Source organism: Rhizobium phaseoli (genome assembly GCF_010668805.1).
GTDB classification, from domain to species: domain Bacteria; phylum Pseudomonadota; class Alphaproteobacteria; order Rhizobiales; family Rhizobiaceae; genus Rhizobium; species Rhizobium phaseoli_A.
In genome coordinates this window covers 1-25282 of the sequence record NZ_WUFT01000009.1, presented here as the reverse complement: position 1 = coordinate 25282, position 25282 = coordinate 1, and the positions used below count along the sequence as shown (strand labels likewise).

At 61.8% G+C, this 25282-nt stretch carries 26 protein-coding genes; 8 read left to right on the top strand and 18 right to left on the bottom strand.

Annotation, left to right across the window (positions count from 1 at the left end):
* Positions 1-9 precede the first annotated feature (9 nt).
* Positions 10-789, top strand: coding sequence for a class I SAM-dependent methyltransferase (locus GR197_RS15265; protein WP_164010942.1), 780 nt, complete (start codon positions 10-12; stop codon positions 787-789).
* A 47-nt stretch (positions 790-836) separates the two neighbouring features.
* Here the strand turns inward: GR197_RS15265 and GR197_RS15260 are convergent, their stop codons facing one another.
* Genes GR197_RS15260 through GR197_RS15235 form a run of 6 tightly spaced genes read right to left on the bottom strand, consistent with a single transcriptional unit; the run spans position 837 to position 8072 of the window.
* On the bottom strand, positions 837-2126 hold the full coding sequence (locus GR197_RS15260; protein ID WP_164010940.1) for an amidohydrolase family protein: 1290 nt from the start codon (positions 2124-2126) through the stop codon (positions 837-839).
* 26 nt (positions 2127-2152) lie between these two features.
* A complete protein-coding gene (locus GR197_RS15255; RefSeq protein WP_164010938.1) occupies positions 2153-3097 on the bottom strand; it encodes an ABC transporter permease in 945 nt (314 codons plus the stop codon).
* Entirely contained in the window at positions 3094-4143 is a 1050-nt protein-coding gene (locus GR197_RS15250; RefSeq protein WP_164010936.1) for an ABC transporter permease, read from the bottom strand. Before GR197_RS15250 ends, GR197_RS15255 begins: the two co-directional genes overlap by 4 nt.
* Complete coding sequence (locus tag GR197_RS15245) at positions 4133-5665, bottom strand: ABC transporter ATP-binding protein (protein WP_164010934.1); 1533 nt, start codon at positions 5663-5665, stop codon at positions 4133-4135. The genes GR197_RS15250 and GR197_RS15245 overlap by 11 nt, the downstream gene beginning before the upstream one ends.
* On the bottom strand, positions 5662-7077 hold the full coding sequence (locus GR197_RS15240) for an amidase (protein WP_164010932.1): 1416 nt from the start codon (positions 7075-7077) through the stop codon (positions 5662-5664). Before GR197_RS15240 ends, GR197_RS15245 begins: the two co-directional genes overlap by 4 nt.
* Positions 7078-7085: 8 nt before the next feature.
* The gene (locus GR197_RS15235) at positions 7086-8072 is read right to left on the bottom strand and encodes a BMP family protein (RefSeq protein ID WP_164010930.1); all 987 of its coding nucleotides are present in this window, start codon (positions 8070-8072) and stop codon (positions 7086-7088) included.
* Between the two features lie 254 nt (positions 8073-8326).
* Between GR197_RS15235 and GR197_RS15230 the strand changes: the two genes are divergently transcribed.
* Genes GR197_RS15230 through GR197_RS15220 form a run of 3 tightly spaced genes read left to right on the top strand, consistent with a single transcriptional unit; the run spans position 8327 to position 10499 of the window.
* Positions 8327-8956, top strand: a complete 630-nt coding sequence (locus GR197_RS15230) for a CDP-alcohol phosphatidyltransferase family protein (RefSeq protein ID WP_164010928.1) — start codon at positions 8327-8329, stop codon at positions 8954-8956.
* A complete protein-coding gene (locus GR197_RS15225; protein ID WP_164010918.1) occupies positions 8953-9573 on the top strand; it encodes a lysophospholipid acyltransferase family protein in 621 nt (206 codons plus the stop codon). The genes GR197_RS15230 and GR197_RS15225 overlap by 4 nt, the downstream gene beginning before the upstream one ends.
* Entirely contained in the window at positions 9570-10499 is a 930-nt protein-coding gene (locus GR197_RS15220; RefSeq protein WP_164010916.1) for a phosphatidate cytidylyltransferase, read from the top strand. The genes GR197_RS15225 and GR197_RS15220 overlap by 4 nt, the downstream gene beginning before the upstream one ends.
* Positions 10500-10526: 27 nt before the next feature.
* Here the strand turns inward: GR197_RS15220 and GR197_RS15215 are convergent, their stop codons facing one another.
* The 3 genes from GR197_RS15215 to GR197_RS15205 form a co-directional block, all read right to left on the bottom strand.
* The gene (locus GR197_RS15215; protein ID WP_164010914.1) at positions 10527-10853 is read right to left on the bottom strand and encodes a chaperone modulator CbpM; all 327 of its coding nucleotides are present in this window, start codon (positions 10851-10853) and stop codon (positions 10527-10529) included.
* A 2-nt stretch (positions 10854-10855) separates the two neighbouring features.
* On the bottom strand, positions 10856-11770 hold the full coding sequence (locus tag GR197_RS15210; RefSeq protein WP_164010912.1) for a DnaJ C-terminal domain-containing protein: 915 nt from the start codon (positions 11768-11770) through the stop codon (positions 10856-10858).
* A gap of 93 nt (positions 11771-11863) precedes the next feature.
* Positions 11864-12331 carry a universal stress protein gene (locus tag GR197_RS15205; protein ID WP_164010910.1) on the bottom strand — a complete coding sequence of 156 codons (468 nt, stop codon included), beginning with the start codon at positions 12329-12331 and terminating at the stop codon, positions 11864-11866.
* 211 nt (positions 12332-12542) lie between these two features.
* Between GR197_RS15205 and GR197_RS15200 the strand changes: the two genes are divergently transcribed.
* Positions 12543-13394 (top strand): NAD(P)-dependent oxidoreductase, encoded by an 852-nt coding sequence (locus GR197_RS15200; protein WP_164010908.1) that lies wholly within the window; start codon positions 12543-12545, stop codon positions 13392-13394.
* Positions 13395-13425: 31 nt separating this feature from the next.
* Here GR197_RS15200 and GR197_RS15195 read toward each other — a convergent pair whose 3' ends face one another.
* Both GR197_RS15195 and GR197_RS15190 read right to left on the bottom strand, forming a co-directional pair.
* Positions 13426-13716 carry a type II toxin-antitoxin system RelE/ParE family toxin gene (locus GR197_RS15195; RefSeq protein WP_164010906.1) on the bottom strand — a complete coding sequence of 97 codons (291 nt, stop codon included), beginning with the start codon at positions 13714-13716 and terminating at the stop codon, positions 13426-13428.
* Positions 13713-13961, bottom strand: coding sequence for a type II toxin-antitoxin system ParD family antitoxin (locus GR197_RS15190; RefSeq protein ID WP_164010904.1), 249 nt, complete (start codon positions 13959-13961; stop codon positions 13713-13715). The genes GR197_RS15195 and GR197_RS15190 overlap by 4 nt, the downstream gene beginning before the upstream one ends.
* A 214-nt stretch (positions 13962-14175) precedes the next feature.
* On the opposite strand from GR197_RS15190, the gene yghU reads away from it, so the two are divergent.
* Positions 14176-15051, top strand: a complete 876-nt coding sequence (gene yghU, locus GR197_RS15185; protein ID WP_164010903.1) for a glutathione-dependent disulfide-bond oxidoreductase — start codon at positions 14176-14178, stop codon at positions 15049-15051.
* Between the two features lie 84 nt (positions 15052-15135).
* On the opposite strand, the gene GR197_RS15180 is transcribed toward yghU, so the two are convergent.
* The 5 genes from GR197_RS15180 to GR197_RS15160 are packed head-to-tail and all read right to left on the bottom strand — an operon-like array spanning position 15136 to position 21104.
* Positions 15136-16650 carry an ABC transporter substrate-binding protein gene (locus GR197_RS15180; RefSeq protein ID WP_164010901.1) on the bottom strand — a complete coding sequence of 505 codons (1515 nt, stop codon included), beginning with the start codon at positions 16648-16650 and terminating at the stop codon, positions 15136-15138.
* Between the two features lie 19 nt (positions 16651-16669).
* The gene (locus GR197_RS15175) at positions 16670-18379 is read right to left on the bottom strand and encodes a dipeptide ABC transporter ATP-binding protein (protein ID WP_164010899.1); all 1710 of its coding nucleotides are present in this window, start codon (positions 18377-18379) and stop codon (positions 16670-16672) included.
* On the bottom strand, positions 18376-19227 hold the full coding sequence (locus tag GR197_RS15170) for an ABC transporter permease (RefSeq protein ID WP_164010896.1): 852 nt from the start codon (positions 19225-19227) through the stop codon (positions 18376-18378). The genes GR197_RS15175 and GR197_RS15170 overlap by 4 nt, the downstream gene beginning before the upstream one ends.
* Positions 19224-20162, bottom strand: coding sequence for an ABC transporter permease (locus tag GR197_RS15165; RefSeq protein ID WP_164010894.1), 939 nt, complete (start codon positions 20160-20162; stop codon positions 19224-19226). Before GR197_RS15165 ends, GR197_RS15170 begins: the two co-directional genes overlap by 4 nt.
* A gap of 51 nt (positions 20163-20213) precedes the next feature.
* Positions 20214-21104, bottom strand: coding sequence for a proline iminopeptidase-family hydrolase (locus tag GR197_RS15160; protein WP_164010892.1), 891 nt, complete (start codon positions 21102-21104; stop codon positions 20214-20216).
* A gap of 128 nt (positions 21105-21232) precedes the next feature.
* On the opposite strand from GR197_RS15160, the gene GR197_RS15155 reads away from it, so the two are divergent.
* Positions 21233-22030 (top strand): helix-turn-helix transcriptional regulator, encoded by a 798-nt coding sequence (locus GR197_RS15155; protein ID WP_164010890.1) that lies wholly within the window; start codon positions 21233-21235, stop codon positions 22028-22030.
* 64 nt (positions 22031-22094) lie between these two features.
* On the top strand, positions 22095-22997 hold the full coding sequence (locus GR197_RS15150; protein ID WP_164010888.1) for a proline iminopeptidase-family hydrolase: 903 nt from the start codon (positions 22095-22097) through the stop codon (positions 22995-22997).
* A 47-nt stretch (positions 22998-23044) separates the two neighbouring features.
* On the opposite strand, the gene GR197_RS15145 is transcribed toward GR197_RS15150, so the two are convergent.
* Both GR197_RS15145 and GR197_RS15140 read right to left on the bottom strand, forming a co-directional pair.
* Positions 23045-23956, bottom strand: a complete 912-nt coding sequence (locus GR197_RS15145) for an acetamidase/formamidase family protein (protein ID WP_164010886.1) — start codon at positions 23954-23956, stop codon at positions 23045-23047.
* A 179-nt stretch (positions 23957-24135) separates the two neighbouring features.
* Positions 24136-24753, bottom strand: coding sequence for an outer membrane protein (locus tag GR197_RS15140; RefSeq protein WP_164010885.1), 618 nt, complete (start codon positions 24751-24753; stop codon positions 24136-24138).
* Positions 24754-25282 lie beyond the last annotated feature (529 nt).

Genomic DNA, 25282 nt, shown 5'->3' with positions numbered 1-25282 from the left:
GTGAGTGTTATGGCGTTGGATCGTGCCGACTTTTACGATGCGGAATTGGCAAGACACAATCGGCACCTGCGGATTGCTGCCGGCGTTGGCGCGGATGATCGCGTGCTCGATATCGGCTGCGGTGCAGGCCAAACGACGCGCGAGGCCGCCCGCGCCGCAGCGCAAGGAGAAGCGGTCGGTGTGGACGTTTCGGCTGAGATGCTCGAGGTCGCAAGGCGGCGGAGTGCCGCGGAGGGTTTGCGAAATGTGGCTTTCGAGCAAGCAGACGCGCAGTCCCACATCTTCCCGCCGACCAGTTTCGACCTCTGCATCAGCCGGTTCGGGGTGATGTTTTTTGTCGATCCGGCGGCGGCCTTTGCCAATATCGGCGGGGCGCTGCGGCCGGGCGGGCGCCTTGTGTGGATGGTGTGGCAGAGCCGGGAGCGCAACGCATGGTCCGGCGACATCCGGCAGGCCCTCGGGACCGAAACTGCCGTTTCCGCAGATGCTCCCGATCCGTATTCGCTCGGCGATCCCAGCGTTGCCACGGACCTACTAAACACGGCCGGCTTTACCTCGATCGACTTTATCGAGGTGCGGGAGCCGGTCTTCTTTGGACCAGACGCCGATGCCGCATCCAATGCACTTGCCGGCCTCTACATTGTCACGGACCCGCTCACCCGCACGAACAAACAACCTGGCAGGCCACTGCAGCGGCTGCGCGATTTAATGGAGGCGCATATGACTCCGGAGGGCGTGTTGTTCGACTCGCAGGCGTGGATCATCACCGCTCGCCGGGCGCCGGGGTAACGGAGAGGCGGAGCGCGAGTCTTACCGACGGCCAGCGCCATCCCCTGTCAATAGCGAGGGATATAGTCCAGGCCGCCATCGATCCGGGCGGGGCGCCCGTCCAGGAAAAGCTCGCCGATGCGCGGCGCCGAGCGGGCGATGACCTTGCCGCGCCGGATCACCGCCAGCCGGTTCGGCTTCAGCCGCAGCGCTTCCAGCGTGTCGCTCGCCTGGAGGATGACGAGGTCGGCGTTGCATCCCTTTTCCAGGCCATAGCCTGCAAGCCCCATCGTCCTCGCCGAATTGACGGTCAACGCCTCGAAGATCCTTTTCTTGTCGTCGATGCCGGCCATCTGCGCGACATGGATCGCCATATGGCCGACTTCCAGCATGTCGCCCGATCCCATCGAGTACCAGGGGTCCATGACGCAATCGTGCCCGAAGGACACATTAAGCCCCGCATCCATCAATTCCCGAACGCGGGTCATGCCGCGGCGTTTCGGATAGGTGTCGTGCCGGCCCTGCAGCATGATGTTGATCAGCGGATTGGGGATGACGTTGATCTCAGCTTCCGCCATCAGCGGAATGAGCTTGGAGACATAATAATTGTCCATCGAATGCATCGAGGTCAGATGCGAGCCGGCAACGCGCCCCTTGAGCCCGAAGCGGATGGTTTCCGCAGCCAGCGTCTCGATATGGCGCGAGTGCGGATCATCGGTTTCGTCGCAATGCATATCGACCGGCAGGCCGCGGTCGGCAGCGATGCGGCAGAGCGCCTCGACCGACGCCGTGCCTTCGCCCATCGTCCGTTCGAAGTGGGGAATGCCGCCAACGATGTCGACGCCCATGTCGAGGGCGCGGTTGAGAGTGTCGATCGCGCCGGGCGAGCGGTAATAGCCATCTTGAGGAAAAGCGACCAATTGCAGATCGATATAGGGCGCGACCTTCTCGCGAACCTCGATCATCGCCTCGACGGTCACCAGTCTGGGGTCGCTGGTGTCGACATGGCTGCGAATGAAGAGCAGTCCCTGCGTGACCGCCAGGTCGCAATAACGCAGCGCACGATCGACCAGTTCCTCTTTCGTCACGATCGGCCGCAATTCTCCCCAGAGCGCGATCCCTTCAAGCAGGGTGCCGGACACGTTTATGCGCGGTAAGCCGAGCGACAGGGTGGCGTCCATATGAAAATGCGGATCGACGAAGGGCGGACTGACCAGCCGGCCGGTCGCGTCGATTTCTTCCCCTGCCTGCGCCTGGAGATTGCGCTCGACAACGATGATCTTGCCGCCTTGAATGCCGATATCGATACTCTCTGAGCCATCGGCGAGATTTGCATTTCTGACGATCAAATCGAACATCGGAACCTCATTGGATGTGGACAGTTTCAGCGTTCGCCGCGTCGATAGGGTTGCATAAGCGCCTTCGGAACGCGGGCGCGGCGGGCCATGACGGCAAGGGCGGCGATGGAAAGGATGTAGGGGGTCATCAGGAAAAGCTGATAGGGCACGAGCCCGCTGAGCGCAGTTTGCAGACGAAGCTGAAAGGCGTCGAAAAAGGCAAAGAGCAGGGCGCCGAAAAGCGCGCGGCCGGGGCGCCAGGAGGAGAACACGACGAGGGCGATGCAGATCCAGCCGCGTCCCTGCACCATCGTCGGGAAAAAACTGTTGAACGCCGACAATGTCAGGAAAGCCCCTCCCATTCCCATCAGCGCGCTTCCGGCGATCACCGCGCCATAGCGCACCTTCATCGGATTGACGCCCTGGGCTTCCGCGGCATGTGGATTTTCGCCGGTCATGCGGATCGCAAGCCCCACCGGTGTGCGGAAGATGATGTAGGCCATCAGCAAGGCGATCACGATCGCAAGATAGGTTGGCGCCGTCTGCGTGAAAAAGGCCGGCCCGAGGAAAGGCAGGGTCGAAAGCCCGGGAATGGCGATCGGCTGGAACGGCACGATGGTGGGTGGCGTATTGGCAAGCGGCACGATCAGCCGGAAGAGATAATAGCTGAAGCTGGAGGCAAACAGCGTGACGCCGAGACCGGAGACATGCTGGGAGAGGCCGAGCGTCACCGTCAGCGACGCGTGCAGCAGGCCGAAGACGCCGCCGGCGATGCCGGCGATCAGCAGGCCGGTCCAGAGATCGGCGCCGTGATAGACGGAAAGCCAGCCGATCATCGCGCCGAAAGTCATGATGCCTTCGATGCCGAGATTGAGCACGCCGGCCCGTTCGCAGAGCAATGCGCCAAGTGTGCCGAAAATCAGCGGCGTGGCGATGCGCAGGATTGCCGCCCAGAGCCCGGCGGACCCGATGATGTCGAACAATTGCATCATCGCCGGATCCTGTATTGGGTGAAGAACAACGCGATCAGCATCGTCAGCAGCGACAACGCCACCGTGACATCGGCGATATAGGTTGGGATGCCGAGGCCGCGGCTCATGCCGTCCGCGCCCACAAACATGGTGGCCGTGAAAATGGCGGCGAAGACGACCCCCAGCGGATTGAGGTTGGCGAGCATGGCGACAACAATGCCTGCATAGCCGAAACCCGGCGACAGATCGGTCGTCACGTAACCCTTGACCCCCATCACCTCGATCGCTCCGGCAAGCCCCGCAAGCCCGCCCGACAGGCAGGCGACTTTGACCAAGGTATTGCCGAGCGGCACACCGGCGAAGATCGCACCGGTGGGATTGAGACCGGCGGCGCGCGACTGCATGCCGAAGACAGTGCGGGACTGGATAAAATGGACGACGACGGCAAGCCCGATCGCGATCGTAAAGCCGATATGCAGGCGTGAGCGGGCGATTAGCTTCGGCAGCATGGCATGATCGCTGACGGATTGCGACTGCGGCCAGCCGAAGGCGAGCGGGTCCTTGAGAACGCCGTCGATCAGCATCGAGACGAAGAGCACGGCGATGAAGTTCAGCAGCAGGCTGGTGACGACCTCATCGACCGAGAAGCGCAGCCTGAGCCAGAGGGGAATGAGAATGAGCACCATGCCGGCAATGGCGCCGATCAGCAGCAGCAGCGGAATGAGAACGGGGGCGGGAAGATTGCCCAGCAGTTTCGAACTCGCCGCGGCAACAGCGATGGCGCCAAGATAAAATTGGCCCTCGGCGCCGATATTCCAGAGCCGTGCCCGGAAGGCGACCGCGGCGGCAAGCCCCGTCAGCATCAGCGGCGTTGCCCGCGTCAGCGTTTCGGTTGCCGACAGCCGCGAGCCGAAAGCACCGGTCAGAATACGCCAATAGGCATCGAGCACCGGCGCGCCGGCAATGGCGATCAAGATGCCCGCCAGCGCCAACGCTGCGATCACCGCGATGACGGGCGTGACGATCAGCAGGTAAAGCGGACGGTGTTCGCGGCGCTCAAATCGCATGGCTGGTCTCGCGGGTCTCTTGCCATTCGCCGGCCATCATCAGCCCCAGCCTGCGGGCATCGGCGTCGTCCGCTTCGACGGGCGGCGACAGGCGGCCGTCGACGATTGCCTGGATGCGGTCGGCGAGCGCGATCACCTCGTCGAGATCTTCGGAGATCAACAGCACGGCGGCACCCTGCCGGCGGGCTTCGAGCAGGCGCGCGTGCACGGCCGCCACGGCCCCTTCGTCGAGCCCCCGTGCGGGCTGCGCGGCGATCAGGATGCGCGGCCGCCGATGCAGGTTGCGGCCGAGGATGAGCTTCTGCATATTGCCGCCGGAGAGCAACCGAGTGCGAATGGCCGGGCCGCCGCCGCGAACATCGAACCCGTCGATGATCTCCCTGGCGAAGGCCATGCCGGCCTTGCGGTTAACAAGACCGTGGCGCGAAAAGTTGGGTGAGGCGAGGCGTTCCAGCACGGCATTTTCCCAGATCGCCATCTCGCCGATCACGCCCTCCTCGTTGCGGTCTTCAGGAATGCGGCCGATACCGGCGTCGACGACAGCGGCGACGCCGAGATCGCCGACGGCTTCCCCGAACAGAAAAAGGTCGCCGCCGCTGCGCGCCAGCGTGCCGGAGAGAAGGTGCGCCAACGCCGCCTGGCCATTGCCCGAAACGCCGATGATGCCGAGGATCTCGCCCTGGTGCAGCCGAAAGCGGATCGATTTCAACCGATCGATGCCGTCGATGCGCACCGTGATATCGGCAGCTTCGAGCGCAACCGCGCCCGGCGTCGACGGCTCGCGCACCGGCCGCGTCACGCGGCGCCCGACCATCAGTTCGGCGAGTTCCGCCTTGCTGGTTTCCGACACCTTGCGTTCGGCGACCATCTTGCCGCCGCGCAGCACGACGATGCGGTCGGCTGCCGCCATCACCTCGTCGAGCTTGTGGGAGATGAAGATCAGCGACAGGCCCTGGCGGGCCATCTCCTTCAAGGTCGTGAACAGCCGTTCGGCCTCGATATTGGTCAGTACCGCCGTCGGCTCGTCGAGGATCAGGATGCGGGCATCGTTATAGAGCGCCTTGAGGATCTCGACGCGTTGCTGCTCGCCGACCGATAAGTCGCCAATACGGGCATCCGGATCGACCTTGAGGCCGAAGCGCTCGGAAATCGCCAGGAGCTTCTTCCGCGCCGCTGATGTTCCCGAGCGCCAGGCCCACAGGCTTTCGGTGCCGGTCATGACATTTTCGAGAACGGTGAGATTGGGTGCGAGCGAGAAGTGCTGATGCACCATGCCGACGCCGGCGCGGATCGCCGCCCGCGGCTTGCCCTGGGGCACCTCCATTCCCTCGATCAGAATCCGGCCGGCATCGGGCATGTAATGGCCGAAAAGGATGCTCATCAGCGTGGTCTTGCCGGCGCCGTTTTCGCCGAGCAGAGCGACGACTTCACCCCGGGCAAGGGTCATGGAAATATCGTCATTGGCAAGATTGCCGCCGAAGCGCTTGCTGACGCCGATGATTTCCAGCACAGGTCCGGTCATGACGGCAATCCTGCGACCGGAAAACGGTGCTGCCATCGCGCCTCGGCCTCCAGGCGTGCGGCAAGCGACAGCAGGCGCGGCTCGTGACCCATCGGCGCCATGATCTGCACCGGCAGCGGCATGCCATGCTCATCATCCTGTCCGAAAGGCAGCGTCAAAGCAGGAAAACCCGAAATATTACCGAGGCAGGCAAGCGGCGCAAATGCCGTCATCCGCTCGAGATGCAGATCCGTGTCGCCATGATCGGACGGAAAGGAGCCGATCGCAAGAGGCGCAGACGAGAGCATCGGCATCACGATGCAATCAACCCGGTCGAACAGCGCCCAGAGGTTATGGCTCACCAGGACGGCGTCGTTCAGCGTATTCCAGAGCTTGGTGGCGGGAAGCGCCCGTCCGCGCGCCGCGAAAGCCTGCGTCAGAGGCTCGGCCCTGCTTTCATCGAGAGCCAGCGCCTTGATCAGCGCCGCAAGGTTGACGGAGACGATATCGGCGAAGGCGCGGCCGCTTGACGTGACGCTCCGTTCGAACTCGGCCCAGCTCAGCGGAACGATCTCGTGTCCATCGCTCTCGAGGGCAAGAGCCGCATCCTCAACGGCTGCGAGCCGGGTGCCCTCGGTCGGATAGACCGATCCGGTATCGGCCAGCAGGCCGATCCGCAAACGGCCGTTGCCGATAGCGACAGGAGAAGGATCCGGAAAGGGCCCTCGTGAATTGCCGCTCAGCCTGTTGAATATCCGCGCGGTATCCCGCACCGAGCGGCAAACCGCGAGTTCGCTGGCGATCCCGCCGAGGTGGTTGCCGAAGGATGGTCCGGCCGGCATGGCGCCGCGTGTCGGCTTCATCCCCACAAGGCCGCAGCAGGCTGCGGGCACACGGATCGAGCCGCCGGCATCGGTGGCATGCGCAATGGCGACGATCCCGGCGGCAACCGCCGCCGCCGCACCACCGGAAGAACCGCCTGCGGTCCGGGCCGGATCGAGCGGATTGCGGCAGAGCGGCCCGATCGCCGGTTCGCTGGCAAGTGACAGGCCGAATTCCGGGCCCGTCGTCAGGCCGAACAGACAGAAGCCGGCGTCGCGGAAACGGGACGCGAGATCGGAATCCGCCTCGCCGGCTTTTCTGTCGAAGAGGCGGGACCCGGCCGCGACCGGCAGGCCGGCGAAGGGGCCGCCAAGATCCTTCGCCAAGGTCGGCACGCCGGCAAAGGGCCTGATGGAAAAGTGTTCGGGCTCACTCTGCCGTTCCCGGTCGTGGGCGTCTGACGAAGCGAGGCCCATAGCGGCATCGACATAGGCGATCGCGCCGAGCTGCTCCTGCCGCGCAACTGCGGCAAGAGAGGCTTGCATCGCTTCTGCAGCGCTCAGGCTGCCATGCCTGATCGCTGCCGCCAGGTCGGTTGCATCGCCCTGCATGAGCCGAATTACTTCGGTTCGTCCATCATCTTCGGGACTTCGAAGGTGCCGGCCTTGATCTCCGCCCGCTTGGCTTCCATCGCAGCCTCGGCTTCGGCGGGCGCCACACCCTTGACGAAGACGATATCACTGCCGCCTTCCTTCATCAGGCCGTAAGAGGTGTAGTTCCTGCCGACCGGCTTTCCGGCAGCGACATCGGCAATCGCCGCATTCAGGATCGGGCGGAAGTACCACATGGCATTGGCAAACACCGTATCCGGGTAGCGCGGCGTGTAGTCGATCAGCGAACCGACAGACTTGATGCCGCGCTCCTTGGCGGCATCGGCCGTGCCGATGCGCTCGCCGAACAGGATGTCAGCGCCGGCATCGATCTGGGCAAGACCGGCTTCTCGCGCCTTCGGCGGATCGAAGAAGGTGCCGATGAACGAGACGAGGTGCTTGGCGTCGGGATTGACCGCCTTGACGCCTGCCGCGAACGCATTGATCAGCATGTTGACCTCAGGGATCGGAATGGCGCCGACGGAACCGACAACATTCGACTTGGTCATCTTGCCCGCCAGCATGCCGGCAAGATAGGCGCCGTCATGGTTCCAGGTGCCGAAGACACCAAAATTGTCGCCGGCCTGTTCGCCGCTCGAACCCAGCACGAAAGCGGTATCGGGATAATCGGCTGCGACCTGTCTGGCCTCTTTCTCCACCGCGTAGGCTTCGCCAATGATCAGCTTGTTGCCCTGTTCGGCATATTCGCGCATGGCGCGCGGATAATCGGTGCCGGAGACGCCTTCGGAGAAAACGTATTCGATGGCACCTTCCTTGGCTGCGTCCTGCAGGGCCTTATGCAGACAGGAGTTCCAAGCATTTTCGACCGGCGACGCATGAATTCCGGCGACCTTCAGCGGCGCGGCAGCTCTGGCCAGCGGCGCAAAGCCGCTGACGCCAAGCGCAATGCCCGACGCGATCACTGCCCGGCGTGAAATCAGGATGTCTTTGGTCATTGACTGCTCCCCTTTTTTTTACCGTTTGGTTCAAAAATCATAGGTAGCGCCCAAAAATGTGTCAAGCATCGAATGGGCTTAAAAATCAGGCTGTTCAGCTCAGCCGCCAGCTTCTTAAGCGGTCAAGGCTCGATGGTGAAAACGCGGGCTTTCCGCCTCAGCGAGAGTGACCCTGCGCCGAATATACCCGGCGTGACGGCTTGGCGCGACGACATCGGCAGGATATGCAGGGTGATCGGGTTGGGGAAATGGAAATGGGTGAAGAAGAGGGCGCCGCACGGCGACCGATCGCGAGCCGGTCGTCGTCCTGGGCGATCGGCATGAGCGCATGGCTGGCGCGCTCCGGCGTCACGCCGAACGGCATTTCGCTGATGTCGATCCTGTTTGCCGGCATCGGCGCGGCGCTGATCCTGCTTACGACACATCCGATCGCCATGATCTGTGCTGCGATCTCGGTGCAACTGCGGCTCGTCTGCAATCTGCTCGACGGAATGGTCGCGATCGAAGGCGGCAAGAAAACCAAGAGCGGGCCGATCTATAACGAATTCCCCGACCGGATCGCCGACAGCCTGCTGCTCGTCGCGGCCGGTTATGCCTGCGGCTTTGCCTGGGTTGGCTGGCTTGCTGCGCTGCTCGCCGCACTCACCGCCTATATCAGGGTCTTCGGCGGCGCGGTCGGTCTTGTCCAGGACTTCAGCGGCATCATGGCCAAGCAGCGTCGCATGGCGGTGTTGACGGCCGGCCTGCTCGCCCAGAGCATCGAGACGCTGGTCTCCGCCAGCCATCGGTCGCTGATCCTCACTTCCGCCATCATCGCGGCCGGCAGCCTCGTCACCGACGTCACGCGCACGATAACGCTTGCCCGTTCGCTGGAGAGACTATGATCCCTATTATCCGTCGTCTTCTCGTGCTGTTCGTCCGTATCATGGTCGGCGCCCGAAGCGAATGGCGAGGCTGTGCGCCCGACACGCGCCGCCGCATCTATTTCGCCAATCACAACAGCCATGTCGATACGGTCGCCGTTATGGCAGCCCTGCCGTATCAGGTGCGGCGGTTGACCCATCCGATCGCGGCGCGCGACTATTGGGGGACCAGCGCCTTTCGGCGTTTCATTGCCGAAAAAGGCTTGCGCGCCGTCCTGATAGACCGCAAGCCTCTGCCGGACAGCAACCCGTTGGAGCCCCTTGAACGCCTGCTCGAGGAGGGTCGTTCGATCCTGATTTTTCCGGAAGGGACAAGAAGCGCCACCGAAGAGATCGCCCCCTTCCGCAGCGGTATCTATCGCCTGGCCTGCCGTTTCCCCGACGTCGATCTCATACCGATCCATCTCGACAATCTGCAGCGCATCCTGCCGAAAGGAAGCATGCTGATCGTGCCGATCACCTGCACGGCGCGCTTCGGCAAGCCGCTGCGCGTTGAGCCCGGTGAGGAAAAGAATGCCTTCCTGGCCCGCGCCAGAGCCGCGGTCATCGAGCTCGCAGACGGAGGGGCCGCCGGATGACCAGCCTGTTTTCCCTGGTGCTTGCCGCCATCCTCGGCCTGCTTGCCGTCGCCTCGGCCATCGGCTTCATCCTGCAGCGACGAGCGACCGAGCCCGGCTCCGTCGCCACCGTCCAGAACCTCAACGCCCGTATCCGCTCCTGGTGGATCATGGTCGCCATATTCGGCGGCGCGATCCTGCTTGGCGAGACGGCGGTGGTCATCCTGTTCGCATTCCTCTCCTTCATGGCGCTTCGCGAATTCTGGACGCTGACGCCGTCGCGGCGCGGCGATCACCTGGCGCTTTTCCTGTCCTTCTTCGTCGTCCTGCCGGTGCATTACGTGCTGCTCGGGACCGAGTGGTACGGCCTCTTTGCTATCTTCATCCCGGTCTATGCCTTCCTGATCCTGCCGGCGGTGGCGACCCTGACCGGTGACGTCAACGAATTCCTGGCGCGCAGTGCCAGGGTGCAATGGGGATTGATGCTGACGGTCTATTCGATCAGCCATGCCCCGGCGCTGCTGATGCTGCAGACCGGCACACCGGCGGCACTTCTGCTGGTCTATCTTGTCGTCGTCGTGCAGCTCAGCGACGTCTTCCAGTATGTCTGGGGCAAGCTCTTGGGAAAGCATCGCTTCTCGCCGAATATCAGCCCGTCGAAGACGCTCGAAGGCCTGTTCGGCGGCGGCGCCTCGGCCATCCTCGTGGGAACACTGCTCTATCGCCTGACGCCGTTTTCGCCGCTGCAGGCGGCAGCCGTCAGCACCGTCATTGTCGTCGCGGGCTTCTTCGGCGGCTTCGTGCTCTCAGCGATCAAACGCGACCTCAACGCCAAGGACTGGGGCTATGTGATCGAAGGCCACGGCGGCGTGCTCGACCGCCTGGACTCCATAACTTTCGCCGCACCGCTGTTCTTCCACATCGTCCGCTATTGGTTCACCACCTGAGGCGGATATCCGAAAGCATGCGGCCGATCATTCGACCCGGTCGATGTCTTCGAGGCTATCGAACAGCCGGCGCTGAACCTCGTGTTCCTGCCTGCCGATAGCCGTCATCAGCTTGCCCATCGTTCCCCGCAGGTCATACAACTGGTCGATCAGGTCGATGACGACATCGACGCCGGCTTCGTTAACCCCCATGTCACCCATCAGATCCTGAATGAGCCTGGCGCGGGCAACGTCGGCGTCGCGAAACCATCGCCGTTCGCCGGACGTCTCGGGGATTAACCAGCCCTGTTCGACCCAGAAATCGAGCTGGACGACATCGATTTTCAGGTAAAGACGGAATTCGAGATCATCCATGATCAAGCCTCCATGTTCTTCCTCGGATCGTATGGATGCGCCGCTTCCCATTCCTTCATCAGGGACGCCAGCCGTTCGTCGGGATTGTCGGGCAGCACAATCTTCAGGGAGACATAGACGTCGCCATGCCCGCCGCCGCGTGTGGCAGCACCCTTACCCTTGAGACGCAAGACCTTGCCGGTATTCGAGTGCGGGGGCAGCGTCAGGTTGACAGGTCCCGACGGCGTCGGCACGCGGACCTTGCCGCCGAGAACTGCTTCACCAAGCGAAATCGGCAGTTCCAGGCGGATGTCGTCGCCATCGCGGGTGAAGAAGCGGTGAGGGTTCACGCGGATCTCGATGAGGGCATCGCCCGGTGGCCCGCCTGCAATACCCGGCTCGCCCTTGCCGCGCAGCCGCAAGGTCTGGCCGTCGCGGGTTCCAGGCGGGATCTGCACGTCGAGCTGCGGCCCGTCGGGCAGCTTGATCTCGGTTCGGGTGCCGTTGATGGCCTCAAGAAAGTCCACCTGCATGGAGAACCGCCGGTCCTGACCTTGACTGCGCATCCTGCTGCCGCTGGCGCGGCGCGAAAAGAAATTGGCAAAGGAATTGTCGGCATCGCCGAAATCGGCAAAGCCGGCACTGTTGTGGTAGGGACTTTCGGAACCGCTCGCCGAGGCATAGTCGCGGTAATAACTGCGTTGCGCCCGCTCGGCGCCCGTTATGTCGATTTCGCCGCGATCGAAGCGCCCGCGTTTTCCCTCGTCGCTCAAGATCTCATAGGCGGTCGAAATTTCCTTGAACCGCTCCTCGGCATGTCTGTCGCCGGGATTAAGGTCGGGGTGAAGTTTCTTGGCGAGCTTGCGAAAGGCGCTTTGAATGTCCTTTTGCGACGCATCCCGCTTCACACCCAGAAGCTCGTATGGATCCTGGCTCATGCATATCTCCGGTCAGGGCAGGCGATACTGCCGATTGGCTTGGAGGAAATATAGGTTCTCAGACCGTCTCCGGCGAGGGGAGGCCACGGAAGGTCAGAACACCAGCGCGTCTTCTTCCTGAGGGACCGAGCCGTCATGAGCTTGATCGGGCCGCCGGTCGATGAGAACCGAGCATCCGGCGTGATGCACGACCTTGTCGACGATCGAGGAGAAGACGTAGTCGGTGATATCCGCCACATGGGATGAAAGCAGGATAAGATCGGCTGATCTCTCCCTGGCCGCCGACACGAGCACGGAGGCGGCAACGCCGATGCGAACCTCGACTGTCGCCGGAATGGCGAGCTCCTTGCAGAGCGATACAAGTTTCCTCTCGGCATCGACGATAGCGGTCGTCTCGAATTCCTCGGGAATCCCCGTCAGATGACGGTGGGGGATGTTCTCGATGGCATGGATGACGACGATGCTTCCGCCTTCGTCCACGAGCCCTGCCGCCCGGCGCAGGAGACGGACTGCCGTTTGCCGGGAGCCCATGCCGATGCCGCAGATGATCGTTCGATACATTGAATCCTCGCACGCAAATGGTCGCACCGATCATACCGGCATCGACCGTTTCTATTTTGACCGATATCAAACAGAAACGCCGGAGTATCGCAATGATCGCGTCCAGGAAGCAGCGGTTCGCTTCAAAAATTGAATTTTGGGGGCCGTCACGATTGACTGCATGGCCATCGGCAATAGCTCTATCGTGACATCGTTACTCATCGAGGTTCAGATGCAGACTTTTGCAATCATCGGCGCGGGTGCAATGGGAAGCGCGGTCGCCAAACGGCTGATCGACCATGGCGCCACGGTGCTGACCTGTCTCGAAGGCCGCAGCGAGCAGACGATCGCGCGGGCTAAGGCTGCCGGCATGGCGCCGGTCGGCCGGCAGGAACTGGCGCAGGCCGCGCTCATCCTGTCGATCGTTCCGCCGGCGGAAGCGATCGGCGTTGCCGGGCTCGTCGCGGAGATATCGTCGGAGCTGCAGGCGCCGCCACCCTTCATCGACCTTAACGCAATTGCACCGAAAACCATGCAGGCATTGGCGGCACGGTTCGGCGGCAGCGCCGTGGAAGTGTTGGACGGTGCCATCATCGGCGGGCCGCCGGTTCCCGGCAAACCAGGCCCGACCCTCTATATCAGCGGCGACAGCGCGGAGCGAAGCAGGCTGCTCGAAGATTACGGCCTCAAGGTCCGCAGGCTCGATGGACCGCTCGGCGCGGCCTCGGCGCTGAAGATGTGTTATGCCGGCATCAACAAGGGCTTTATCGGCCTCAGCGCGGCGATGCTGCTTGCCGCATCCCGCTCGGGGGCTGCCGAAAGCCTGAAGGCCGAACTCGCCGAAAGCCTTCCGGACATCGACCGCAAGCTGTCGAAATCCATTCCGGATATGTATCCGAAAGCCTATCGATGGGTTGCTGAAATGCAGGAGATCGCCGATTTCCTTGGAGAGGATGATCCGGCGGCGGGAATTTTTCGGGGCATGGCGGAGGTCTTTGCCAGGATGGCTGGCGATGTTGAGGGCAGCCGTGTCCTCGTCGGGCGACTGGACGCGATTGTTGCGCGGCCGGAAAGCGGCGACTGACCGCAATGGTCAAGCAATCCCCGCAACAGCCTTACAAGTGTTTGGCTACATCCATTCTTTGATGAAGGATGCGTACAACGATGATCTGGCCCGCATCATTACTTTTGAAATACAGAAAATGAGAGCCAACAGAGACCTTTCTGTACCCTTTCCGAACGTCTGAGGGACGGCTCATCCGTGCTCCCTCCGCCAGTTCGTGACAGGCGTCCCTTATGTCCTGAATGTAACGCTCTGCCTGATCGATATTCCAACTCGTCGCTGTGTAATCCCAAATCTTGTCAATATCGGTTTGCGCGGCGGGGGAAAATATGACGCCTGTCATTTCGCCTCGAACGTCGCCCGTTTGCGAGCGTTGAACGCATCGAAATCGAAGGGTGTGGCAGGGCCGGAGTCTTCGCCTTCTATCAAGGCGTCCTGTAATGCCTTCACTTTGGCTTCGTGTTCTTCAAGTAGGCGAAGGCCGGCCCGAACCACGTCAGTGGCTGAACCATAGCGGCCAGCCTGAACTTGCGTATCGATGAAGCTGACGAAATGGTCGCTGAGCGATATGGACGTATTTCTGGCCATGCTGAATCTCCTTTAAGCCCAATATACCAATTTTTGGTACATAACAAAGCCCAGTTTTCACAACGTGAATCTGATCCCTGGGCCAGCTCTGACGATTGTGTGAAGCCGACCCGACCCCTCTGACAAACCACATCGCCTCTGCTATGTCAGGATAAATGCGGTGGCCAGCCGATTGCCGCCGCGCTCTATCCGATCAATGCCAGGAGTTTGAAAGATGAGCGGTTCTTCCGAGTATACCCCCCCGAAGGTCTGGACCTGGAATAAGGCGAATGGCGGCCAGTTCGCCAGCATCAACCGCCCGATAGCCGGCCCGACGCATGAGAAGGAGCTGCCGATCGGTCGTCATCCGCTGCAGCTTTATTCGCTCGGAACGCCGAACGGCCAGAAGGTCACCATCATGCTCGAGGAGTTGCTGGCGCTTGGCCATGGCGGCGCCGAGTACGACGCATGGCTGATCCGGATCGGCGACGGCGACCAGTTCGGGAGCGGCTTTGTCGCCGTCAATCCCAACTCGAAGATCCCGGCGCTGATGGATCGCAGCGGCGAAACGCCGATCCGCGTCTTCGAATCCGGCGCCATCCTCACCTATCTCGCCGAGAAATTCGGCGCCTTCCTGCCGACCGAGCCGGCCGCCCGCGCCGAATGCCTGTCATGGCTGTTCTGGCAGATGGGAAGCGCACCCTATCTCGGCGGCGGCTTCGGCCATTTCTATGCCTATGCGCCGACAAAGATCGAATATGCCATCGACCGTTTCGCCATGGAGGTGAAGCGCCAGCTCGACGTGCTCGATCGTCGCCTTGCCGAGAGCGAATATCTGGCCGGCAGCGACTACACGATCGCCGATATTGCCGTCTGGCCCTGGTATGGCGGCCTGGTGAAGGGCTGGACCTATGGTGCGGCCGAATTCCTGCAGGTCGAAGACTATAAGAACCTCCAGCGCTGGGCCGATGCGATCTTCAGCCGCCCGGCCGTGCAGCGCGGCCGGATGGTCAACCGCCTCTCCGGCGACCCCTCGAGCCAGTTGCACGAGCGCCACGACGCCAGCGACTTCGACACCAGGACGCAGGACAAGCTCGCGGCCGCCGAGTAAGCGGGCGGCCCCAGCCACGTTTTGCAGCCATGAACGATGCTCCGCCGCCTTTACGGCGACGGAGCATTTGTATGCTTCCGGAACTTAGTTCTTCACCGTATCCTCCAGGAAGAACCGGCCGAGCGGGTTCTGGTAGAAGTTCGCGATATTCTTGCGCGAGACGTTGATATAGGGGCTGTAATAGAGGTCGATCCAGTTGACGTCGTCCTTGGCCATCTTCTGCAGATCGACATACATCGCTTCGCGTTTCTTCGGGTCGAGCTCGAGGCGCGCCTTGGCGACCAGTTCCTTCACCGCCTCGTTCTTATAGTTGGTCGAATAGTTGTTGTTGGAATCGTGGCCGAGCACGAAGGTGGTCTTCTGGTCCGGATCAAGAATGTCGTTGGTCCAGTAATTGACCGAGACGTCGTAGTCACCGGCAACGATCATGTCCCATTCCTGGCTCGGATCGACCTTCTGCAGATTGGCGGTGATGCCGGCTTTCTGCAGCTGCTGCTGGACCAGTACGGCGGTCTGTTCGTCGACTTCGTCGCCGGCGCGGACCAGGTAATTCAGCGTCAGGTCGGAGGCACCGGCGGCCGCCAGCATCTCCTTGGCCTTTGCCGGATCATGGGGCCGCTGCAGATTGTCGGCGAAATAATAGAGCGCCCCTTTCGGAATGTAGGAATTGGCGACCGTGCCCTGGCCGAAGGTGACGGTATCGACGATCGCCTTCTTGTCGATCGCCAGATCCAGCGCCTGGCGCACTTCCTTCTTGCCGAGCGCTCCATGCGCATGGTTGATCAGCAGATGATCCTCGCGGGTCGAGGCGTCGATATCGACGTTGAGATTTGGATCCTTCTTCAGCTCCTCGACACGGGAGAAGGGAACGAAAAGCGCAGCATCCAGCTCACCGGCCTGGACATTCAGCATGCGGGTGTTGTCGTCGGGCACCGAGATCCATTCGACGCCGTCGAGCTTGACCCGGTCGGCCTGCCAGAAGTTCGGGTTCTTCTTCAAGATGATGCGGTCGCCGCGGCGCCATTCCTCGACGGTGAAGGCGCCGGATGCGATCGGCTTTTCGCCATAGGCGTCGGCACCAAGCGATTCCATGCCCTTCTTGGAAATGACCGAAGCATTCGGCAGCGCCAGCGTCGACAGGAACGGCGCGGACGGGTTTTTCAGCTTGATCGTCAGCGTATGCGCGTCGGTCGCAACCGCCGTGTCGATCACCTTGTAGGAATCGCTCCAGAGCGAGGCAGCATCGTCGCGGATGCGTAACAGGCTAAAGGCGGCGTCCTCAGCCGTCAGCGGCGAACCGTCGGAGAATTTCGCGTCGCGGATCTTGAACGTATAGGTCAGTCCATCGTCCGAGGCCGTCCAGCTTTCGGCAAGGCCCGGCTCCAGCTTGGTACCTGTCTTGTCGACGCGAATCAGCACGTCGTAGACGTTTGAGAACACCCAGTTGTCGATGTTTTGAGCTGTTTTGATCGGATCGAATGTCGTCGAGTCCTCGCGGCGGCCGATGGTCAGCACACCGGCGGACTCGGCATAGCTGGCGCTGAGCGTCAGGCCGGCGAGCAGGGCTGCAAGCCCGATTGATTTCCATCTGTTTTTCATGAATTCGTTCCCTTCGTTGTTATGGCATTCGTTTGATGGGCTGGGTCGGTATTGCTTGCCGATCGTCCCGGCCGTCAGCGCCTTGCAGCAGCGGCTTATCGGGATCGATATCGGGAATGGCGGCGATCAGCGACGCCGTATAGGCATGGCTCGGCCGCGCGAAGACCTCTTCGGACCGGCCTTGCTCGACGATCTCGCCGCGATACATCACGACGACGCGTTCGCAGAGATTGCGTACGATCGCCAGATCATGGGCGATGAAGATCAGCGTGAGGTTCATCCTCGCGGTGAGTTCGCGGAACAGCTCGATGATCTGCGCCTGGATGGTAACGTCGAGGGCGGCGACGCATTCGTCGGCGATGATCAGCTTCGGGTCGACGGCGAGCGCCCGGGCGATGCCGGCGCGCTGGCATTGGCCGCCACTCATGCTGCGCGGTTTGCGGCCGGCGAATTCGCGTTGGAGGCCAACCAGATCGAGCAGCTCGTCGATCCGCGCCGGGATATCGGCCCTGGCGACCTTGCCCTGCACCTTCAGCACCTCGGACAGCATCTGCCCGATCGTCAGCCGCGGATTGAGCGCATTGTAGGGATCCTGGAAGACCATCGCCGTCTCGCGCCGGAGTTTTGCCAGGCCGGCGCTTTTCTGCAGGGCCAGATCGACGCCGTCGAAGGTGACGTGGCCTGAGGAAAGCGGTGTGAGGCCGAGCACGGCGCGGGCAAGCGTGCTCTTGCCGCTGCCGGATTCACCGACGATGCCGACCGTCTCGCCCGGCATGATCTGCAGGCTGACGCCGGCAACGGCGCTGACCGTCTTGCCACCGCCCTTGAACAGGCCGCCGCCGGCTCTGAACCGCACATGCAGATCGTCGATTTCAAGCAGTGGCCGCGCCGGCGGGTTGGCCGCGGCAATGTCCAACAGCGGCGCGGGCGCCGCGCCGGGCAGGGAAGGGTGGCTGTTGATCAGGTTGATCGTATAGGGATGCTGCGGCCGCGCCAGGATCGTCCGCTTCGGCCCCTCTTCGAGGAGCTTGCCGTCGCGCAGCACGGCGATGCGGTCGCAGCTTTGGGCGACGATACCGAGATCGTGGGTAATCAGAATGATCGACAGCCCGCGCCGGTCGCGAATCTCCATCAACAACCGCAGGATCTGTGCCTGAATGGTCACGTCGAGCGCCGTCGTCGGCTCGTCGGCGATCAGGATCTTCGGGTTGCAGGACAGCGCCACGCCGATCATCGCCCGCTGCCGCATGCCGCCGGAAAATTCGTGCGGATAGCTGTCATACTGGCGCACCGGATCGGGGAAGCCGACCTGCGCGAGGATTTCCGTCGCAGCAGCGCGGGCTTCGCGGGCGCCGAGGCTTTGATGATAGCGGATGCCCTCGGCGATCTGATCGCCGATCCGCATCACCGGGTCGAGATGGCTGGTCGGGTTCTGGAAGATCATGCCGATCTCGCCGCCGCGCACCTTCAGCATCTCGCCGTCGTCGACCCGCATGAGGTCGCGCCCTTCAAGCAGCACCGAGCCGCTTTCGATCTTCAACAGCGAGGAAGGCAGCAGCCGCACCAGCGAACGGCAGAACAGGCTCTTGCCCGAGCCGCTCTCACCGACCAGACCGAGGATCTCGCCCTTGCCGAGATCGAGCGAGACCGCATCGAGCAGGGTGCGCGGGCCGGAATCGAGATGGGCTCGTACAGTCAGATCGCGGACGGAGAGCACGGAGCCGCTCATTCGTGCACTCCCAGCAGTTCGCCGAAGGCGTCGCCCAGCATGCTGAACCCGAAGGCGAGGCAGACGATGGAGAGGCCGGGAAACAGCGTGATCCACCAGGCGGTGGTGAGGAAGCTCTGTCCTTCCGCGACCATGACACCCCATTCGGCCACCGGCGGCTGGACACCGAGGCCGAGATAACTGACGGCAGCGCCGCTGAGCAGTACCAGCGTCGCATCGGACATCGAAAAGACGATCGAACCGGCGATCGCGTTCGGCAGCAGGTGGCGGAACATGATGCGTGAGCGGCTGAAGCCGAGGCTGACGGCGGCAACGGCGTAGTCGCTGCTTTTCAGCACCAGCATCTGCGCCCGGATCAGCCGCGCGTAGGAAACCCAGCCGACCAGTGCCATGGCGATGTAGAAGCTGCCGAGGCCAGGGCCGAGGATTGCAATGATCGACAGCATCAGCACCAGGAAAGGGAAGGCGAGAATGATATCGACGAGGCGCATGAACAGCGCATCGACGATGCCGCCGAAAAAGCCGGCGATGGTGCCGACCGTCGTGCCGATCAGGAAGGGGAAGATGACGCCGATGAGTGCCATCTGCAGATCGAGGCGGGCGCCCCAGAGAACCCGCGAGAGGATATCGCGGCCGAAATTGTCGGTGCCGAACGGATGCAGCAAGGAAGGCGCCTGCAGGCGCACCTCGGCGTTCTGCATGATCGGGTCGTAGGGCGCGATAACAGGCGCGCCGATCGCCAGCAGGACGAAGAACAACAATATGCCCGCACCGACAGCAAGCATCAGCCGCCGTCTAAAGAACCGGCGCCAACCGAGGGATGCCGGAGCGATTGCTTCGATGCTCATAGCCTCACCCTCGGATCGACGGTGACGGTCACGATGTCGGCGATGAAATTGATGAGCACGGTGGCGCAGGCAAAGACCATGGCGACACCTTGGACCACCATGTAATCGCGTGAAAAGATCGCCCTGACGAGCAGCTGCCCCATGCCGGGCAGCGCAAAGACGGTCTCGACCACCACCGTGCCGCCGATCAGCCAGCCGATGTTGACGGCAAGCAGGTTGATCGTCGGCACCAGCGAATTCGGCAGCACATGCCGCCAGAAGACGATGCCTTCAGGCATGCCGCGGGCGCGCGCCGCCGTCGCCACATCCGATTTCAGCTGCTCGATCATCGCTGCCCGCAGGCTGCGCGTCAGCACGGTCGAGAGCGACAAAGCAACCGTCAGGCTCGGCAACACGAGATTCGACAGCTTCTCGCCGATCGTCGCGCCGTAACCCGAAACCGGTAGCACGCCGAGTTCGACGCTAAACAGGATGATCAGCATCAGTCCCAGCCAGAAGGGCGGAAAGCCGATGCCGAAGGTCGAGACGATGCGCACCGCATGATCGGGCGCCCGGCCGGCATTGCGGGCGGCGATCGCCGACATCGGCACCGCAATCAGGACAGAAAGCACGACGCTGGAAACGACCAGCGCAAGCGTCGGCTCGATGCGGGTGACGATCAGCTTCAGCACGTCGATCTTGTAAAGGATCGACTTGCCCATCTCGCCATTGGCAAGGTTCTTAAGGAAATAAACATATTGCAGCCACATCGGCTGATCGAGGCCGTACTGGGCGCGGATGCTGGCCAGGGCTGCCGGTGTCGCGCGCGTGCCGAGAATGTTGCGGGCCGGATCGCCTGGGATCAACCGGACCAGAATAAAAGTGATGACGCTGATGCCGAAAATGACCGGCAGGAACTGCAGCGGTCGGGTCAGAACGAATCTATAGCGATGCATGAAGGCGATCGCCCCTCTGTCTTCGTCGGGTTTGAACCGCTTTACTTTGCATCAGGCTGCCTTGTGCCGGGCGAGAAAATCAAGAAGCGCCGGATAATAATCCTGCGGGTTCTCATAAAACGGCATGTGGCTGGCATTGGCAAATACCTTGAGCTCGGCATTCGGCAGCGCAAGCTTCATCCTGAGCGCGCAGGCCGGTGTCAGCTCGTCATGCTCTCCCGTCGTGATCAGCACCGGCAGCGCCAGCCGCGGCAGATCGGGGATGCGGTTCCAGTCCTTGAGGTTGCCGATATAGAGAAACTCGTTCGGTCCCTGCATCGTCTCGTAGGGCGCCATGTTCCAATCGTCGAGCGAGCGGCGCACCGGCGCCGGCCATTCCGGCAGACGGCAGACATGCCGGTAGTTGAGAATAGTGACGGCAGCGAGATATTCCGGATGATTGTAGGTGCCCTGCGCCTCGTGCTTCTGCATCATCGATACGGTTTCGGGACCGAGCGCTGCGCGTAGCCGTTCCAGTTCCGAGATCAGGTGCGGCATATCGGCGACGGTATCTTCGAGGATCAGCGTCTTGAGGTTTTCGGGATAGGTCAGAGCATATTCGATCGCCAGCCACCCGCCCCAGGAATGGCCGAGCAAGTGAACCTTGCCGAGCCCCAGCGCCTTGCGCACCGTCTCCGTCTCCTCCACATAGCGGCCGATCGTCCAGAGCGAGAGATCGTCCGGCCGGTCGGAGGCGCCGGTACCGAGCTGGTCGAAAGCAACGATGCGATAGCCCTTGTCGATGAGACAGGAATGCGCCTCGCGCAGGTAGTCGCAGGGCAGGCCCGGCCCGCCGTTCAGGCAGAAAACCGTCTCGGTGCCGGTCCCGAAACTATAAGCAACGACGCGATAGCCATCGACATCGATCTCGAATCGCTCGTCCGGCCGTATTTCACGCCACATTGATCGCTCCGGCAGAAGATTTCGCTTGCTCAATAATTGGGCACGGCTAAATTTTTACCTTAAACCGCATTCTGTGCCAGCTATAAGAAGTGATAGGGTGGGCAGCACGCCGAACCCGGGAGCAAATCATGCTTGACGATATCGGAACGATCAGACGGCAGTTTACAGCGCATGAAACGCTGGACGGCCGGATCGACCAGGCCTTCGAGGTGATGCAGCAGATCGGCTTCGAGGCGCTGATCTACGACTATACGCCGGTGCCCTATGATCTCGACGGCGCGATCATGATACCCTCGCTGCTGAAGCTGCGGAATATCTCAGACGACATGCACGACTACTGGTTCGATCGCGGCTATTTCCGTATCGATCCGGTGCAGCAGGTGGCGCTGCGCACCTCCGCACCCTTCTTCTGGAACTACGACCCGGACGCCGATACGTTGATCAGGCGTTTCATGAGCGAGGCCACCGCGCCGGTGACGCGCTATTTGAGTGAACGCGACATGTCGACCGGAGTCACCGTGCCGGTTCATATGCCGCGTGGCGACTATGCGACGGTCACCGGTATCCGCTTCGGCCGCAATAGCGATTTCGAACGGCACGCCCTGCGCTATATCGCCGACTTCAACCTGCTGGCCCACGTCTTCCATGAGACCGCCTATTCGCTGTTCGACACGCGGGCGAAGAGCGTCGGCACGATCCGCTTGACCGAACGCGAACGTGAATGCCTGCGTCATTCGGCGGAAGGATATTCCGCCAAGGAAATTTCCCGCATCATCGACCGTTCGGTGCCGACCGTCGTCATGCATCTGAACGCCGCAACAAAGAAACTCGGCGCCCGCAACCGCACCCAGGCCGTGGTGCGCGCCACCCATTACCGCCTGCTCGAAGACCGGCCGACCCATACCTGGTCACCCTATAACTTGTGATAGCTGCCTTCACCGTTGCCGCCACGTTATGCTTTTTCATCAGCGCTGAATGATGGAGACGCCCGTGGGCGAAGTCACGACCACCGAAGCCTATTTGCCCTTTCGCGACTATCGCACTTGGTATCGCGTCACTGGCTCGCTCGAGAGCGGCAAATTGCCCCTCGTCGTCGCCCATGGCGGGCCTGGCTGCACGCATGATTACGTCGATTCCTTCAAAGATATCGCCGCCCTCGACGGCCGCCCGGTCATCCATTACGATCAGCTCGGCAATGGCAATTCCACCCGGCTCCCGGATAACGGCCCGGATTTCTGGACGGTTGGCCTGTTCCTCGAAGAGCTGGACGCGCTGCTTGCCCATCTCGGCATTCAGCATCGTTATGCCTTCCTCGGCCAGTCCTGGGGCGGGATGCTCGGCGCCGAACATGCAGTGCGCCGGCCGCAAGGCCTGAAGGCGCTTGTCATCGCCAACTCGCCGGCCAACATGCACACCTGGGTTTCGGAAGCGAACCGGCTGCGGCAGGAACTGCCGAGGGAAGTGCAGGACACGCTGCTGAAGCATGAACTGGCGGGAAGCCTCACCGATCCGGACTATATCGTCGCCTCGCGCGTCTTTTATGACCGCCATGTCTGCCGCGTGGCGCCGTGGCCGCCCGAAGTGGCGCGCACCTTCGCGATCATGGACGAGGACAACACCGTCTACCGCAACATGAACGGCCCAACCGAATTTCACGTCATCGGCACGATGAAGGACTGGACGATCGAGAACAGGCTTGACCGCATCGAAGCCCCGACGCTGCTGATTTCGGGAAAATACGACGAGGCGACGCCCCTGGTGGTCAGGCCCTATCTCGAACATGTCCCGGGCTGCGAATGGGTGCTCTTCGAAAACTCCAGCCACATGCCGCATGTCGAGGAAAAACAGCTTTGCCTGGCGACCGTTTCCAGCTTCCTGTCACGGCACGATTGAGAAACACGCTGCCGGTCCAGGATAGCCCGCGACAAGCCGGCGAGCGCCTACCGACGAACCAGCCATTTCTTGGCGACGCGGCAAGCCATCGTATAGGCCGGATCAAAGACGTTGCCGACGTCGTAGCGCACCACCTGGCCGAGCAGGTGGCTGGCCGCTGTCCGGTCCAGGCCATAATCCGACGCCAGCCAGGTCAACATTTCGCTGGTTGCATGCTGGAGAGCCTGATCAAGAGGCCGAGCATTGCCGATGGTGAAGATATCTTCGGCGGTTTCCCCGCGCGGCCAGACCAGTCCGGCTTTCTTTTCCACTGTCAGCCGCACCGTGACGTCGAACGTCGTTTCGATGCCGGTGCCGACGATCTCGCCATCTCCCTGCACGGCATGGCAATCGCCGAGAAAGAACAAGGCGCCGGGAGCCGATACCGGAAAGCGAACCGTCGTGCCGGGACCGAACAGCCGATAGTCCATGTTGCCGCCATATTCGCCGCTGGTCGCCGTCGATATCGCCTGGCCGAGGCTGGGCGCCACGCCGAAACAGCCGATCATCGGGGCGAGCGGCAGAACGAAATTCTCGAGGCCGCCGACCGGCTCGGAAAGCCGGACGGTCAAGGCCTCTCGGTCGATGGCCCAGATGGCCATATCGCGCGGCGGCAGGTCACGAACCGTCTCGGGATCGACCACGTTGGCGGCGACGATGCTGCGGGTAAAACCCGTGTCCCTGGTCGGGACCATGCTGATGATCTCGACCTTCAGCGCATCTCCGGGCTCGGCACCTTCCACGAAGATCGGGCCGTTCATCGGATTGCCGCCAGGTGCCCGCTTGACGCCGTCCTTGTCATGTCCGGCGGCATCAAGCGTCTCAGTGATCACTGTGTCGCCGCTGGCGATATGGAGCGCCGGGGAAAATGAGCCGATAACATTATGAAAGATCGTCGGAATGAAGCGGTGAGTGGTCATTGCAATAAAGCTCTCGCTCGTCTGGAATGTCGTGAGCCTGCAGCGGAACTGCCCGGCGGAGAGAGTTGCAGACTAGATCAGAGATTGCCTGCAATGCCAATATCCGCAGCACCACCCGAAATACGGTTCGGCCGTAATTCCGCGCCTCGATGGACGTCGAGGCGCGATCACATCCAGGGTCAGAATTTGAAGCTGGTGCCGATCGTTACCTTTTGCTGATTGACCTCGAAATCGCCGAGCGCCGAACCGAAATCCTTGCTCCCGAAATCGTCATAGCGATATTCAGCGCGCACCAATATATTGTCGGCCAGGGCGTGCTCCACACCTGCGCCGGCGGTCCAGCCAATCAGAATGTCGTCCTTCTTGCCAACGCCCGGGACGTCGACTTCTCCACCGGCTGCGGCCAAACCCCCGGTTCCGTAGATCAACGTACGGTCCAAGGCATATCCAACGCGGCCACGCGCCGAGCCGTCCCATTTTAGGGAAACGTCACTCCCATCCTTCCAGTTGTAGTTGAAGTCATTCTCGATACCGAAGATGAAAGGACCGTGCTGGAAATTATATCCGCCATAGATACCCGTGGACCCGCCATCGAGATCCTGCTCGGAACCGTTGAGGTAGCTTGCATGCGTCGCAGTATATCCGCCTTGAAGTCCAAGATAGAATCCCGACCAGTCGAAGGCCGACTGTGTCTGTTCCTGTTGAGCATACGCGGGATCTGGAACCACGAGATCGGCGGCAAAAGCCGGCACAGCCGATAAAGCCACGGCGGCCAACGCGATTATCTTTGAATACATTAAGGTGCCTCGTCATTCGATTATTGGAGAAAGCTCAGCAAACTGGCAAGTCGGCTGGGACCGAGGCATTATGCAGCGGTTCGAAGTTGCGGTTTGCACTTTATTGTTGAGATATGTTGTGCACTCGGACACGGCGCGGGCGCCGAATGCGCGCATCAAAGACGCTCCGGGCGTGTCGATACCAGACGCGCGCCAGCGCATATTCGGGATGCCGCCCGATCAAATTGTTCGATCGTCGGCCGCAGAATCCAACGCGAGAGGTGTAAAATTCCAACTCGCAGAACACGACACTTCGACCACAAGCGTGCGGCCGCAGAAATACAAAACTGAGACTAAGTCATTGTAATCAAATCGTTATTTATGTTCCATAACATGCGTTACGCCACACTTGTGTGTAGCCGGGGTACATTCTATCTCGAACTGCAACAAAGGCGCTAAGCTGCCTGCTTTTCGGGAGCCGTGGTTTGATCCGTACCTTTTCGCATTTGAGTTTTGACGAACGCCGATCGATTTCCAGGATGTTGGATCA

What these genes read in the sequence shown, in the direction of transcription:
- GR197_RS15175 (WP_164010899.1), bottom strand. Translation starts at nt 18,379, where the DNA reads ATGAGCGGCTCCGTGCTCTCCGTCCGCGATCTGACTGTACGAGCCCAT.
- GR197_RS15140 (WP_164010885.1), bottom strand. Translation starts at nt 24,753, where the DNA reads ATGTATTCAAAGATAATCGCGTTGGCCGCCGTGGCTTTATCGGCTGTG.
- GR197_RS15260 (WP_164010940.1), bottom strand. Translation starts at nt 2,126, where the DNA reads ATGTTCGATTTGATCGTCAGAAATGCAAATCTCGCCGATGGCTCAGAG.
- GR197_RS15160 (WP_164010892.1), bottom strand. Translation starts at nt 21,104, where the DNA reads ATGTGGCGTGAAATACGGCCGGACGAGCGATTCGAGATCGATGTCGAT.
- GR197_RS15265 (WP_164010942.1), top strand. Translation starts at nt 10, where the DNA reads ATGGCGTTGGATCGTGCCGACTTTTACGATGCGGAATTGGCAAGACAC.
- GR197_RS15155 (WP_164010890.1), top strand. Translation starts at nt 21,233, where the DNA reads ATGCTTGACGATATCGGAACGATCAGACGGCAGTTTACAGCGCATGAA.
- GR197_RS15225 (WP_164010918.1), top strand. Translation starts at nt 8,953, where the DNA reads ATGATCCCTATTATCCGTCGTCTTCTCGTGCTGTTCGTCCGTATCATG.
- GR197_RS15205 (WP_164010910.1), bottom strand. Translation starts at nt 12,331, where the DNA reads ATGTATCGAACGATCATCTGCGGCATCGGCATGGGCTCCCGGCAAACG.
- GR197_RS15220 (WP_164010916.1), top strand. Translation starts at nt 9,570, where the DNA reads ATGACCAGCCTGTTTTCCCTGGTGCTTGCCGCCATCCTCGGCCTGCTT.
- GR197_RS15255 (WP_164010938.1), bottom strand. Translation starts at nt 3,097, where the DNA reads ATGATGCAATTGTTCGACATCATCGGGTCCGCCGGGCTCTGGGCGGCA.
- GR197_RS15240 (WP_164010932.1), bottom strand. Translation starts at nt 7,077, where the DNA reads ATGCAGGGCGATGCAACCGACCTGGCGGCAGCGATCAGGCATGGCAGC.
- GR197_RS15190 (WP_164010904.1), bottom strand. Translation starts at nt 13,961, where the DNA reads ATGGCCAGAAATACGTCCATATCGCTCAGCGACCATTTCGTCAGCTTC.
- GR197_RS15245 (WP_164010934.1), bottom strand. Translation starts at nt 5,665, where the DNA reads ATGACCGGACCTGTGCTGGAAATCATCGGCGTCAGCAAGCGCTTCGGC.
- GR197_RS15170 (WP_164010896.1), bottom strand. Translation starts at nt 19,227, where the DNA reads ATGAGCATCGAAGCAATCGCTCCGGCATCCCTCGGTTGGCGCCGGTTC.
- GR197_RS15250 (WP_164010936.1), bottom strand. Translation starts at nt 4,143, where the DNA reads ATGCGATTTGAGCGCCGCGAACACCGTCCGCTTTACCTGCTGATCGTC.
- GR197_RS15195 (WP_164010906.1), bottom strand. Translation starts at nt 13,716, where the DNA reads ATGACAGGCGTCATATTTTCCCCCGCCGCGCAAACCGATATTGACAAG.
- GR197_RS15145 (WP_164010886.1), bottom strand. Translation starts at nt 23,956, where the DNA reads ATGACCACTCACCGCTTCATTCCGACGATCTTTCATAATGTTATCGGC.
- GR197_RS15215 (WP_164010914.1), bottom strand. Translation starts at nt 10,853, where the DNA reads ATGGATGATCTCGAATTCCGTCTTTACCTGAAAATCGATGTCGTCCAG.
- GR197_RS15165 (WP_164010894.1), bottom strand. Translation starts at nt 20,162, where the DNA reads ATGCATCGCTATAGATTCGTTCTGACCCGACCGCTGCAGTTCCTGCCG.
- GR197_RS15180 (WP_164010901.1), bottom strand. Translation starts at nt 16,650, where the DNA reads ATGAAAAACAGATGGAAATCAATCGGGCTTGCAGCCCTGCTCGCCGGC.
- GR197_RS15200 (WP_164010908.1), top strand. Translation starts at nt 12,543, where the DNA reads ATGCAGACTTTTGCAATCATCGGCGCGGGTGCAATGGGAAGCGCGGTC.
- GR197_RS15235 (WP_164010930.1), bottom strand. Translation starts at nt 8,072, where the DNA reads ATGACCAAAGACATCCTGATTTCACGCCGGGCAGTGATCGCGTCGGGC.
- yghU (WP_164010903.1), top strand. Translation starts at nt 14,176, where the DNA reads ATGAGCGGTTCTTCCGAGTATACCCCCCCGAAGGTCTGGACCTGGAAT.
- GR197_RS15210 (WP_164010912.1), bottom strand. Translation starts at nt 11,770, where the DNA reads ATGAGCCAGGATCCATACGAGCTTCTGGGTGTGAAGCGGGATGCGTCG.
- GR197_RS15230 (WP_164010928.1), top strand. Translation starts at nt 8,327, where the DNA reads ATGGGTGAAGAAGAGGGCGCCGCACGGCGACCGATCGCGAGCCGGTCG.